At 54.2% G+C, this 12,874-nt stretch carries 9 protein-coding genes; 5 read left to right on the top strand and 4 right to left on the bottom strand.

The genetic code is table 11. The annotated features are described in order from the left end of the window. Positions 1-339: 339 nt before the first annotated feature. Positions 340-702, bottom strand: coding sequence for a hypothetical protein (locus tag G497_RS20200; RefSeq protein ID WP_156908088.1), 363 nt, complete (start codon positions 700-702; stop codon positions 340-342). Positions 703-965: 263 nt separating this feature from the next. Between G497_RS20200 and G497_RS0111835 the strand changes: the two genes are divergently transcribed. Beyond that, entirely contained in the window at positions 966-3,209 is a 2,244-nt protein-coding gene (locus G497_RS0111835) for a vitamin B12-dependent ribonucleotide reductase (protein ID WP_034637797.1), read from the top strand. Between the two features lie 589 nt (positions 3,210-3,798). Here the strand turns inward: G497_RS0111835 and trpS are convergent. After that, entirely contained in the window at positions 3,799-4,815 is a 1,017-nt protein-coding gene (gene trpS, locus G497_RS0111840; RefSeq protein WP_051258089.1) for a tryptophan--tRNA ligase, read from the bottom strand. Positions 4,816-4,946: 131 nt separating this feature from the next. After that, complete coding sequence (locus G497_RS18020) at positions 4,947-5,642, bottom strand: site-2 protease family protein (protein ID WP_051258090.1); 696 nt, start codon at positions 5,640-5,642, stop codon at positions 4,947-4,949. A gap of 209 nt (positions 5,643-5,851) precedes the next feature. Between G497_RS18020 and G497_RS18025 the strand changes: the two genes are divergently transcribed. Then, positions 5,852-7,519, top strand: a complete 1,668-nt coding sequence (locus tag G497_RS18025; RefSeq protein WP_051258091.1) for a class I SAM-dependent methyltransferase — start codon at positions 5,852-5,854, stop codon at positions 7,517-7,519. Positions 7,520-7,571: 52 nt separating this feature from the next. Here G497_RS18025 and G497_RS0111855 read toward each other — a convergent pair whose 3' ends face one another. After that, positions 7,572-8,111 carry a thermonuclease family protein gene (locus G497_RS0111855; RefSeq protein WP_051258092.1) on the bottom strand — a complete coding sequence of 180 codons (540 nt, stop codon included), beginning with the start codon at positions 8,109-8,111 and terminating at the stop codon, positions 7,572-7,574. Positions 8,112-8,521: 410 nt separating this feature from the next. Between G497_RS0111855 and fliM the strand changes: the two genes are divergently transcribed. The 3 genes from fliM (at position 8,522) to G497_RS19315 (ending at position 12,570) form a co-directional block, all read left to right on the top strand. Continuing rightward, complete coding sequence (gene fliM, locus G497_RS0111865) at positions 8,522-9,502, top strand: flagellar motor switch protein FliM (protein WP_027188306.1); 981 nt, start codon at positions 8,522-8,524, stop codon at positions 9,500-9,502. Positions 9,503-10,151: 649 nt separating this feature from the next. Beyond that, the gene (locus tag G497_RS0111875; protein WP_027188307.1) at positions 10,152-11,861 is read left to right on the top strand and encodes an FAD-dependent oxidoreductase; all 1,710 of its coding nucleotides are present in this window, start codon (positions 10,152-10,154) and stop codon (positions 11,859-11,861) included. 373 nt (positions 11,862-12,234) lie between these two features. Next, positions 12,235-12,570, top strand: a complete 336-nt coding sequence (locus tag G497_RS19315; RefSeq protein WP_156908090.1) for a hypothetical protein — start codon at positions 12,235-12,237, stop codon at positions 12,568-12,570. Positions 12,571-12,874 lie beyond the last annotated feature (304 nt).

Here is a 12,874-nt window from a genome sequence, read left to right on the forward strand (position 1 = left end):
TTTTCCGTTCGGGCTGCGTGGAAATGCACAGTCAGCAAAGCTGCCTTGTGCCCTCCGCCCTCACTCCACGGCTCGCTACGCTCGCGACTGCCGTCGGCTTTAGGGAAGGGGCAGCATAGAAAAGCTATTTCCTGCTTCAAAAATAACTCGTGCCTTGCCAAACGAAATAACTGAGCGTTTCCCAAAGGCCATTCAGCTATTGTTTTTGCTGTGGAAACTGTGATTCATTACGTTTTCTTACCAACATTGCGTGAAGAATGATAAAAGGGCAGAGCCGTAAGGTTCTGCCCTTTGCATTGCTCGCATCACACAATATGTTTTTTAAAAAAGACGCACCCGCTATGGGGCATTGCTACCCCAAGCCTGAAGCGTTGGAAATTTAACCGTGAAGTAGTTGGGAGAGAGGGAGATGCCCGAAAAAGCAGTATTCTCATCCTTCTTTTTTTTACTTTTTTTAGTGCTTAAAATCCAGCAACATACTGCTGTCAACCTCACAAAACCCTTGTAAACCCGCCCTTTATGAAAATAATCATTCGCTGGCAGAGTCGGGCAATTTTTGCTATCGTCTCCAACTCCGCAGGCATGAATGGTTAAAATTAATGCACACCCATTCTGCGGATTATCTTTTTCTAATAATAACTGGTACTGCAACAGGAACAGGGCTGTGTTTTTGCCATTAGTCGGCAACCATGCCTTGCGCACATTCTTTTTAAAGACTATTGCACAATAGTCTTTAGGCGGCTTCCCACAAGGAAGACGCTCCAAAAAGTACAAATAAGGGAAATGAACGTTCCCGATTAATGAATACTTTTTGTGACTTAGGCCATGTTTTGACCTGCGAAGGCAGAACGAAACAGGATGGAAAAAGCACGCAAAACGCAGTGTTACAATAGTCTTTTTAAGAAGAGAGTCCTTCCCAGCCAGATCTGTTTTTAATCCTTAACCCGCACAAAACTATGCAGAAAATGAAACAACCCGCCGACCTGCCCATTGTTCATGTCAACCAAAACGCAGAAATTGTGCTTGCCAAGCGCTATTACCGTAAAGGCGCTGCTGCTGAAACCCTGGAAGATGCGCGTGGCCTTTTTTGGCGTGTGGCAACTGCCATTGCCGGTGAAGAACGCAAGTATAAGCATTCTTCCTGGAAGGCAGACCCCCTTGCCCGTGCGTTTTTCGACGTAATGACCGAATGGAAGTTTTTGCCCAATTCTCCCACCCTGATGAATGCAGGCACCGACCTTGGGCAACTTTCTGCCTGCTTCGTGTTGCCTGTGGGCGACTCCATTGAAGAAATTTTCGACGCCGTGAAGCACGCCGCCATGATCCACAAATCTGGCGGGGGCACCGGTTTTTCCTTTTCCCGTTTGCGTCCCAAAGATAGCCGCGTAGGTTCCACCGGTGGTGTGGCTTCCGGGCCCCTTTCCTTCCTTCGAATTTTCAACACCGCCACAGAACAAATCAAGCAGGGCGGCACACGCCGCGGTGCCAACATGGGCATTTTGCGCGTAGACCACCCGGACATTATGGAATTTATTCGTGCCAAGGAACGCGAAGGGGAGTTTAACAACTTCAACCTTTCCGTGGCCCTGACGGAAGACTTCATGAAAGCCGTGGAAAAGGACGAGGAATACCCCCTGGTAAACCCCGCCAACAAAGAAGAAACAGGCCACCTGAATGCCCGTGAGGTCTTTGAAATTCTTGTGCAAAAAGCATGGGAAAGTGGCGACCCGGGCATTGTGTTCCTTGACCGCATCAACCGCGACAACCCCACCCCGGACCAGGGGGAAATGGAATCTACCAACCCCTGCGGCGAGCAGCCCCTGCTGCCCTATGAGGCCTGCAACCTGGGCTCCATTAATCTTGCCAAGTTTTTCATTCCCGGCAAGGAAGGGGAAGAGGCTGTTGACTGGGAAGAACTGCGCCGGGTCATTCACCTTGGGGTGCGTTTTCTGGATAACGTTATTGATGCTTCCCGCTTCCCCCTGGAAGCCATTACCCAGAACGTGCACAACAACCGCAAAATAGGCCTGGGTGTAATGGGCTGGGCCGACCTGCTCTTCCTGCTGCGTATTCCTTACAACAGCCAGGAAGCACTGAACCTTGCCCAAAAGGTTATGGGCTTTATTAACGAAGAAGGCCGCATGGGTTCCAAGCTGCTGGCCAAAGAACGTGGCCCCTTCCCTGCCTATGCCACTTCTGTTTTTGCCAAGCGGGAACAGGGCCCTTACCGCAACGCGACCGTTACCACCATTGCTCCCACCGGCACCCTTTCCATTATTGCCGGGTGCTCTTCCGGCATTGAGCCATTGTTTGCGCTGTGCTTTGCCCGCAACGTTATGGACGGCGAGCGCCTGGTGGAAGTAAACCCCCACTTTGAACAAGCCCTGAAGGACGCTGGCTGCTACAGTCCCAAACTTATGGAAGCCGTGACCCAGAAAGGCTCCATTCATGCCATGGACCACCTGCCGGAAGAATTGCGCGAAGTGTTTGTGACCGCCATGGACATTGAGCCCATATGGCACCTGAAAATGCAGGCCGCCTTCCAGGACTACACAGACAATGCTGTTTCCAAAACGGTGAACCTTTCCAATTCTGCCACAGTAGACGATATTCGCCGTATTTACTGGATGGCCTACGAGCAGGGCTGCAAAGGCGTTACTGTATACCGCGACGGCTGCAAGTCTACTCAAGTGCTGTACACTGGGGACAGTGAAAAGAAAGAAGCTGCCGCAGAAGCAAGCAACCGCCCTGTGCGCCACCGCCCCGACCTTGTATATGGCTTTACCCAAAAGGTGAATACCGGCCACGGCCTGATGTATGTGACCATTAACGAAGTGGAAGGCAGACCCTTTGAAGTGTTCGCCACCATTGGCAAGTCTGGCCGTTCCACCACTGCCAAAGCCGAAGCCATTGGCCGCCTTGTTTCCCTGGCCCTGCGTTCCGGCATTGAAGTGGAAGAAATTGTTCGCCAGATCAAAGGTATTGGGGGGGAAGCCCCTGTGTTTATGCAAGGCAAGCAGGGCCAGGTACAGTCTATCCCCGACGGTATTGCCTGGGTGATGGAAAACCGCTACCTTAAAGCCCACCGTTCCGTGCATGAACAAAACGGCCTGGGCACGCAACACTGCCCAGATTGTGATGAAGGACTGGTGTTCCAGGAAGGGTGTCTTATGTGCCCAGCCTGCGCCTTTACTCGCTGCGGCGGTTAGGGAAACGCTGATTTATTCCGTTTGGCGGCGTGCCCTTTTTCCGTTCGAGCTTCGTGGAGATGTGCGGGCAGCGAGGCTACCCGCACCCGCTGCTCGCACTCCACAGCTCGCTACGCTTGCGACTGCCGTCGGCTTTAGGGTAAACAGTCATGGACGGAAGAGTTGACTCGGCCCGTCCTGGACCTCGGCCTTCGGCTCCCGCCCTGCGGGCGTTTCCCAATTACGATTTAATCAGTGCTTTCCTAACCACCACAGCCCCATTGACCTTAAACAGGCGACCCAGCTTATGCCGGGTCGCCTGTTTTTTTACATGGGGAACAGTGTTTTTATAAAAGAAGGCCATTGCAGAATAGTCTTAGAGCATTTCAACTTTGAAATGCTCTGTGGACGCGCAGCGAACATTCGCGAAGTGTGTCGTTTTATTCTATTATTACCTTTGGTTATGTTGATTTGCCCATGTGTATTACGGAAAATGAATACAACTTTTCAAAGGTAAAATGCTCTAAAAGAATATTACGGCGCAGGGGCAAGCAGGGGGCTTTTGCCCAGCAGGGCCATGGTGCTTGTTGCACGTAAGTAATGGGCAGGCTTACAGCCCCATCATTTCCCGCGCATGGTGCAGGGTTTTTTGGGCTTCGGCCTGGGCCCGCTCTCGCCCGGCTTCCAGCACTTCACGCACATAGGCGGGGTTTTCATCCAGGTGTGCCCGGCGCTCCTGCATGGGGGCAAGGAACAGGCCAAGGCGTTCAAGCAGTATTTTTTTGCAGTCTACACAGCCAAGAGCAGCGGAACGGCACCCGGACTGAATTTCGGCACATACGTCTTTTTCCGTAAGCAGTTCGTGGTAGGGGTACAGGTTGCAGTTTTTTGGCTCGCCTGGGTCTGCACGGCGTACGCGGGCTGTGTCTGTAAGCATCCCTTTGATTTTTGGGGCCAGGGTGTCCATGCCTTCACGCAACTGAATGGTGTTGTTGTAGCTTTTGGACATTTTGCGACCATCCAGCCCTGGGCACTTGGCAGAAGGGGTGAGGTGGGCTTCTGGTTCCGGGAAAAAGTGCCCGTACAGGTGGTTGAAGCGGCGGGCTATTTCCCGTGTCATTTCTACGTGGGGCACCTGGTCTTGGCCCACGGGCACCCAACGGGGCCGGTACATAATAATGTCGGTGGTCATAAGCACGGGGTAGCCAAGAAAGCCGTAGGTGGAAAGGTCTTTTTCCGCAAGTTGCTGCTGCATTTCCTTATAGGTGGGGCAGCGTTCCAGCCAGCTTACCGGGGTAAGCATGGAAAGCAGCAGGTGCAGTTCCGCATGTTCTTTTACATCAGACTGGCGGAAAATAACGCTGCGCTCTGGGTCCAGCCCGGCCACCAGCCAGTCTTTGACCATTTCAGGAATAAATTCTTTAATGCGGGCCGGGTTTTCATATTCACTGGTCAGGGCGTGCCAGTCTGCCACAAAAAAGTAGGTTTGCATGGTTTCCTGCATGGCTACCCAGTTTTTCAGTACGCCAAAATAATGGCCTATGTGCAGGGCGCCTGTGGGACGCATGCCGGAAACAGCACGGTTGTTGGCAGCGTGGGCAAGACTCTCGGTGGTGTGGGCAGTCATGGTTCCTCCCGTAATCGGGTGTGGTCAGTAATAAATGTTCCAGCCCTGCGCTGCACGCGCCGGGTGTGCTTTGCACCCTAAGGTACAAGCCGGAAGATGGCAAGATTGAGGCGTTGGTGTACCCCGGCCCGTTACAGCGTTACCCCAAAGACAAAGGCCGGAATGGCCAGAATAACGGAGTAGCTTGTTTGTATAAGGGGCAGAATAATGGGGGTTAATACCCGAAAGTACAGCAGGAAGATAAGGATGAGGAAGCCGTATCTGGCAAGTTGTTCATACTGAACGGCCAGTTGACGGGGTAAAAAACGGCTGAGCACATGGCTGCCGTCCAGGGGGGGAATGGGCATAAGGTTAAACCAGGCCAGGGCGCAGTTAATAAAAATGCCTGCCTCGGATGCCTTTACAAGAAATAAGAGTGACGTTGAATGGCTATTTGGCATGTACTTTGTGGCAAATACCAATGTGCCTACGTAAATAAAAGCGCACAAAAGGGCCACGGCAAAGTTGGCCAGGGGGCCTGCAATGGCCACCAGCACAATGCCGTTGCGCGGGTTGCGGAAAAAGCGTGGCTGAAAGGGCACTGGCTTGGCCCAGCCAAACACAAACGGCCCCATAAGGGCAGTGAGCAGAAACATGAGAGTGCCCATGGGGTCTATGTGCTTGAGGGGGTTCAGGGTAAGGCGGCCAAGGGCCTTGGCTGTGGGGTCGCCCAGGCGGTAGGCGGCATACCCGTGGGCCACTTCATGGCACACAATGCCAAAGGCGGCAGGCCCAAAAACAATGAGGAAGTTGTTGAAGTTGGGGAATATGCGAGTAATGAAGTCCATAGCGTATGCCTGTATATGTGTAAAAGTGTTGTACGGGTCTCAAATGGTGGTATGATTCATGCACGTAAACATCTGCAAGGCCGTTGTGTCAATGGAATAACAGCATCATCAGGCCTGCACAGTTATGAATGCAATCAATACGACACCTTTCGCAGCGAAAGGGAAATGCGGGCTGAACTTTGCCTTGTGCGCAGAAAGGAGCAATATTCATGAGTGGACTCAACCCACGGGGCTATGCAAAAAATGCCCATGGTTTTTTAACGCCCCACAATGCGGCTCCCTTCGCCTATTCAGACGGACAAGCAGCGGAAAACAAGTTGGCTGCGGCCGTGGCGGCATGCACAGACAGAAGTACGTATTCCATTGAAATGCTTGGTTTGTGCAAGGGCTGGGTACCATACTACCACTTTACTCCCCAACGGGCAAACCTGCTGCACCCGGTGCGTTCCCTGCTGCAAGGGGCACAGGTGCTGGAACTGGGGGCCGGGTGCGGGGCGCTCACCCGCTTTTTGGCAGAACAGGCCCGCCGGGTGGTGGCCCTGGAAGGCAGCCCCATGCGTAGCCGCATTAACGTTATGCGTACACAAGGGCTTTCTTCTGCTGTGGTGGTGAATGACACCATTCAGGATTTTCAATGGGCGCACAAATTTGACGTGGTCACTCTTATCGGGGTGCTGGAGTATGCCCGCCAGTTTGACAGCCAAAGCCCCTGCCCGGAACTGCGCGTGCTGGAAATTGCCCGAAGCTGGCTCAAGCCGGGGGGCCACCTGTTGCTTGCCATTGAAAACAAGCTGGGCATTAAATATTTTGCCGGGGCGCGGGAAGACCACTTCCTGGAGCCGTACCATGGCATTAACAACCTGTACACGCCTACTTCAACTGCCACATGGGGCCGGCGTGAACTGGAAGGCCTGCTGCACAAGGCCGGGTTTGCCCACCTTACCCAAATGATACCCCTGCCAGATTATAAAATTCCGCGCACTGTGCTGCACCAGAGCTGTTTTGACGGAAGCAGCCCCAACATAGACCCAACGCCCCTTATCAGTGATGCGTTCCACTATGACATGCAGTATTTCCAGCCCACGTTTTCCCTGGAAAGCGTCACCCGCAGTTTGGTGGACAATGGGCTGATGCAGGATTTGTGCAGTTCTTTTTTTTACATTGCCAGCCCGGATGCCCAAACACCTCCCCTGAACCCGGATATTCTTGCCTACCATTACGGGGGCAAGCGCTTGCCGCAATATTTGCAGGAAACGCTGTTTATTCGTGAAGGGGAAGAAGTGCGGGTGGAGAAAAAGCCGCTGGTGCTGGAAGCGGTGGCCGCCATGGGGGCAGAAGGCAAAGGCATACACATGAATACCAGCACGGTAAGGTATGACGGCAACCCCGTGTATACGGAACTGCTGCTGCCTGTTGTGAACACCCCAGGCTGGACAGTGGAAGATGTGTGCCAATGGGTGCGGCCTTTTATTGCCTTGCTTGAGGGTGTGAGTGAAAAAGCCGCAGGTGGAACGCCCATGGTGCCCGGCAACTATTTTGACTGCACCCCGTTTAACTGCTTTTGGCAGCAAGGAACGCTGGTTCCCTTTGACCTGGAATGGGACATGGGGAGCGGTAGCCGCGTGCCACTTTCTTTGGTGGCTTTTCGTGGGCTGTATATGAGGTTGCGGGCATTTGGCAGCATGGCACAGCCGCACCCGGATGTCCCACAAAGTGTGGTTGACCTAACGGTGAAAGCGCTGGCCCAGTGCAATATTGCTGTGGAAGCGAAAGACGTGCAGGAATATGTAAGTATTAACAGTGACTTCGTGGGTGCTGTGTGCATGGTGACAGCCTCCGTGGAAGGGCAAATGGCGGCTGCGTTGCCTGTGCGCTGATGCGAGGGGAAATGCTAACAAGTGGTCTTTTGCTTGTTTGGAACGGAATAAATCAGCGCTTCTTACCCTTGGCCCGCCAAACCCAAGGCGGGGTGGGCTTGTTTTGTTGCCACAAGCCCCGCCGGGCAATGCGGGCCTCTTCTTCCAGGGCAAGCCAGCGCTGGCAGAACGCTTCTTTGCAGTAATTGCGGTACACCATGGCCAGGCCGTTGTGAATCAGTTCTTCATTAAGCACGCTACCATCAGCCAGGCGCACAAGGGCCACCTGCCTGCCATACTGGTCTGTTTCAAACACTTCCAGTGCTACAGGCTGGAACAGGGCGCGCTGGCGGGTAAATTCCCCGGCAGCCTCGCCAAAGGCTTGCCCGTGTTCCGGGGCGTCTATGCCGTACAGGCGCACAGTGCGGGTGGTGGCTCCGTCCAGCAGTGTCAATGTGTCGCCATCGGCAACTTTTACCGCCTTGCCCTGTAAAAACAGGGAACCCCCACCCCCCACAGCGGCAAGCAAAAGAACAATAATAACGCGGGCCAGTTTGCGGTAGCGGCTGGGCAGCAAGGCTACAATCGGGTTGAAGGCAGAAGCGCGGCGCATGGAACTCCCGGCAGGCTGAAGGTGTCAAAAATACGGCAACAGTATGGGGTGCATCCTGCCCAAAACGGGCGGTGTTGGCAAGCTGCCGTATGGCTTTGAGGGAAGTGCACACTATTTGCCCGCCGGCAGGGAGTAAATAACTGGTTGTATCGCTTTACTCTTCTTGCTGTAACAGGGGGAAAGGGGTATGCTTCCGCGGTGCAAGGTGAATACAACGTGCGCTTTGGCCTGCATGTTTGGCGCAGAAGTTGCAACTGCCACAGAAGGTATGTTGCTGCCGCGGTAATTTGGCGCAGCATGGTGCCTGCCGGGTGGCGTAGGTAAGCCCCATTTTGGGGGGTACAAAGCGATTGTTGCATAAGGCTGTGCGCGTTCGGCGGGCTTGTGAATGGAAATGAGTGAGGTGGTGGATGAACAAAATACTTGCACAAGATGAAGTGGATGCCCTGCTCCGGGGGCTTTCCGGCGGCGAAATAGAAACGGAAACCAATGTGACAGAGGACGAGGGCGGCATTGTGTCCTTCGACCTTGCCAACCAGGACCGCATCATACGCGGGCGCATGCCTGTGCTTGAAATTGTGAACGACCGGTTTTCCCGCCTGTGTACCAACAGCCTTTCCAACGTGCTGCGAAAGCGTGTGGAACTGAACCCCCTTTCCATTGATATGACCAAGTTCGGGGACTTCATGCGTTCCTTGCCTGTGCCCACCAGTATCAATATTTTTAAAATGGACCCCTTGCGCGGCAACGCCATTGTGGTTGTGGACGCACGCCTTGTGTTCGCCCTGGTGGAAAACTTTTTTGGTGGGCAGGGCAGCCAGCCAAAAATTGAAGGCCGTGAATTTACCCGTATTGAACAGGCCATTGTAGACAAGGTTATCAAGATTGTTCTGGAGAATATGGAAGAATCGTGGCGGCCCGTGCATGATGTGAGCCTTGAACTGGTGCGTTCTGAAATTAACCCCCAGTTTGCTGCCATTGTGCCCCCCAGCGATGTAGTGGTGGTTATTTCCTTTGAAGTGGAACTGGAAACCGCCATTGGCACCCTGGTTATTTGCCTGCCCTATGCCACCATTGAACCCATTCGCTCCAAGTTGCACGCCAGCTTTCAAACAGAGCGCCTGGAAGTGGACCACGTGTGGGTTAGCCGCCTGAAAGAACGCCTTATGGAAACCCCTGTGGACATGAAGGTGAACTTTGGTCATGCCAAGCTTACGGGCAACCAGCTAGTGCGCCTGAAAGAAGGCGATGTGATTATGCTGGATACTGACGCCGATGAACTGCTGGAAGTGACCCTGGCGGGTGTTTCCAAGTTCTGGGGCGCGTGCGGCACGGTGAAGGGGAATATGGCGATTCAGGTTATAAAAGAAGAAGTCCCTAAGTATACTTAATGAACCGCTGATTTTTCCGTTTGGCGGTGTTGCTGCACTTTTTCTGAAACAGTCGAGGACGGAAGAGTCCACTCCTGTTTCAGAAAAAGCTTGCGCCTAGCCAAACGAAAAACTGAGCGGTTCCTTTTTCTGCTCGGGCTTCGTGGAGATGAGCAGGCAGCAAAGCTACCCGCTCCCTCCGCCCTCGCTCCACGGCTCGCTCCACGGCTCGCTACGCTCGCGACTGCCGTCGGCTTTAGGGAGGCTACGCGGTAAAGCCAAAGAATTGCTTGTAGTGAATCAGGGGGGCAGGGCCGAAGAGTCCAGCCCCTATTTTTTTACTACATCGTGCCTTGTCAAACGAAAAACTGAGCACTTCTCACCGTCCTTAACTTTAGTGAATGGGGGTCAAGGGGCGTCACGTCCCTTGCAGGGGTAGGGGGACAGCGTCCCCCTAGATTCATTTCATTGAATCAGCGTTTCTTAACGGAGCGCTGATTTTTTTGTTAAGTGGCGTTGTTTACAAGCATCATACCTTCCGCTTCACTTTTGCTCCACGTTACCTTGCCTTGCGCCGTAAAAAGCACTACAATTTTCCCTGTATATAACGCCTGCAATGTGGCTTCTTCCCTTGGCAGGCAAACCCTGTTTCACGTAACCGAGGTGTCCTATGGCAGAAAGAGTTGTTGTCATTGGTGCGGTGGCCCTTGGCCCCAAAGCGGCGGCGCGGTGCAAGCGCCTGTGTCCTGAAGCGCATGTTACCCTTATAGACCAGTCCACGCGCATTTCTTACGGCGGGTGTGGCATTCCCTTTTATGTTTCCGGTGAAGTAAACCGGGTAGACGAGCTGCAAGAAACCCCCTACCACACCCTGCGCGATGCCGCATTTTTTAAAACCCACAAAGGGGTAGACGTGTTGGTGCGTACCCGTGCCACTGCCATTAACCGGGCAGAGCGCACCATTACCGTGGAGAATGTGGACACCGGGGCCGTAAGTACCGTGCCCTACGACAAGCTGGTGCTGGCTATGGGGTCTTCCGCCTTCAAGCCACCCCTGCCGGGGCTGGAGCTTGCAGGCATTTCCGCTGCCACCAACCTGGAAGAAGCCGAATTTTTACGAGCCGAAGTGGCCGCTGGCCGCGTGAACCACGTAGTGGTAGTGGGTGGCGGGTTTATTGGCCTTGAAATGGCCGTGGCCTTTGCCGACATGTGGGGCATTCCCGTTAGCGTGGTGGAACTGGCAGACCAGATTTTGCCCAACTTTCTTTCCGACGGGCTCAGCCACATGGCGGTGCAAGACCTGCAAGGCCACAGCGTGCAGGTGTACACCGGGGAAAAGGTATTGCGCTTTGAAGGGGAAGGGGGCCGCGTTGCCCGTGTGGTAACAGACAAACGCACCATTGAAGCCGAGCTGGTGGTGATGGCCGCCGGGGTGCGCCCCAATTCAGAACTGGCCGTTGCCGCAGGCCTTGCCGTGGCAGAACGCGGGCAAGTGCTTGTGGATGAACAGTTGCGCACCTCAGACCCCAACATTTATGCCGGGGGCGACCTGGCCAGCGTGAAAAACCTGGTTACAGGCAAGCCAGGGTGGTTCCCCCTTGGCTCCATGGCCAACAGGCAGGGCCGGGTTATTGGCACCAACGTGGCCGGGGGCAGTGCCACCTTCCCCGGTGCCGTGGGTTCCTGGGGCATCAAGCTGTTTGATTACGCTGCCGCAGGGGCAGGGCTGACCATTGAAGCGGCCCGGCGCGAAGGCTTTGATGCCATCAAGGTACACATGAACCAGTTGGACCGCGCCCATTTTTACCCGGAGCGCGACCTGATGACCCTGGAACTGGTGGCAGAACGCGGCACCAACCGCGTGCTGGGCGTGCAGGGCATTTCCCCCAATGGCGACGCCCTGATAGCCCGCATAAACGCTGTGGCGTACCTTTTGGGGCATGGGTGCCTGGTGGAAGACATTTCCAACCTTGAGGTGGTGTATACGCCGCCCTTTGCTTCTGCCATGGATATTATCAATGCCCTTGGCAACGTGGCGGAAAATATTCTTGCCGGGCGGCTTGTGCCCCTGGAAGCGGAAGAGTTTGCCACGCTGTGGCAGGCCCGGCTACAGGGCGATGTGTATTTTCTGGACGCCCGCGCCCATAAAGATGCCGAGGCCATGGTGGAAAAATACCCTGGTGAATGGCACAGCATTCCGCAAGATGAAATTGCTGCCCGCATTGGCGAGGTGCCCAAAGATAAACCCATTGTGGTATTGTGTAACACTGGCTTGCGCTCGTATGAGGCGCAACTTGGCCTGGCAGCCCATGGCATTACCAACACGCGCTCTGTGCTGGGTGGGATGAGTTCCGCCAAGCGGTTGGGCAGCAAAATCTAGGCTTAGGGCAACCTGCATTCTTTGTGTTTTGTTTTGGGCGTGGCACGTTGGTAAAACTAGCCTTTTTCGCGCAGGCTACGTTGGCGGCGAATTTTCCTTCAGGGCAGACCGTGAGGTCAGCCCCTTGAAAAATTTGCCGCCGCCTTGCCTGCACGAAAAATTCTATCATTTCACCAACGCCTCGCCCAAGCACAGCCCCCTTGCTCACACCATGGACGCGCAAAGCCGCACCATGTCGCTCGCAAGGGCTTCGCTTTTTTAAGAAAGGTGGGAAACGTAGGTCTTTCTCATTATGTTTTTTATAGCGAAGCTTATGCAATTTCCTTTACTTTTCAGCGTGTGGCCCCCTTTCATACCAAAACGGATTCTTCCTGTGAAAACACAACTCAAGGTATATGCCGCCTTCGCTCCTGTCCCTGCCTCCATGGAAGGGGTGCTCGCCCCTTTGGGGGCACAGGCCATTACCGAGAATGACGACCCCTGGATGTGGGTGGAAGGCGATACCCTGCGTATAAGCTTTGAAGGGGTGTATTTTCCTGTGGAAGACGTGGTGGAAGCGCTGGAGGCGAACCTGCCTCCGGCATGTACAGGCAAGCTGGACGTGCTGCTGCTGGATGACTGGGAACTGCACCGCTATGTGTGGCAAGGGGGGGCATTTGTGGTGGGGAAGAGGAGCTTGAATCATGTATTAAGTTATTCGGGATTGTAGAGGGGGGAAGGGGAGCGTTTTGGGGGCTGCATAGTTTAGTGCGGCGCAAGCGCCACACCATTCCTCTTTTCTTTTTTAGTTTCCCGCTCCGCTAGGGTCAGGGGGCCTTCGCCCGGCCCCCTAACAACCCCAGGCATTGTCATTCCTGCGCAGGCAGGACTCCAGTATTCTTAGCATGTTAGGCTGTCTTATGCGTGTGGCAAGTGGAAATGAGTAAAAGCAAAAGACACAATACTGGCCCCCTGCCTGCGCAGGGGCGACGGTGCCAACTATTTTCTATTGTGCTGTAAGGCGTGGGCAGCAT

It is taken from the genome of Desulfovibrio cuneatus DSM 11391, assembly GCF_000430005.1.
Lineage (GTDB): Bacteria > Desulfobacterota > Desulfovibrionia > Desulfovibrionales > Desulfovibrionaceae > Frigididesulfovibrio > Frigididesulfovibrio cuneatus.

What these genes read in the sequence shown, in the direction of transcription:
- G497_RS0111835 (WP_034637797.1), top strand. Translation starts at nt 966, where the DNA reads ATGAAACAACCCGCCGACCTGCCCATTGTTCATGTCAACCAAAACGCA.
- trpS (WP_051258089.1), bottom strand. Translation starts at nt 4,815, where the DNA reads ATGACTGCCCACACCACCGAGAGTCTTGCCCACGCTGCCAACAACCGT.
- G497_RS18020 (WP_051258090.1), bottom strand. Translation starts at nt 5,642, where the DNA reads ATGGACTTCATTACTCGCATATTCCCCAACTTCAACAACTTCCTCATT.
- G497_RS18025 (WP_051258091.1), top strand. Translation starts at nt 5,852, where the DNA reads ATGAGTGGACTCAACCCACGGGGCTATGCAAAAAATGCCCATGGTTTT.
- G497_RS0111855 (WP_051258092.1), bottom strand. Translation starts at nt 8,111, where the DNA reads ATGCGCCGCGCTTCTGCCTTCAACCCGATTGTAGCCTTGCTGCCCAGC.
- fliM (WP_027188306.1), top strand. Translation starts at nt 8,522, where the DNA reads ATGAACAAAATACTTGCACAAGATGAAGTGGATGCCCTGCTCCGGGGG.
- G497_RS0111875 (WP_027188307.1), top strand. Translation starts at nt 10,152, where the DNA reads ATGGCAGAAAGAGTTGTTGTCATTGGTGCGGTGGCCCTTGGCCCCAAA.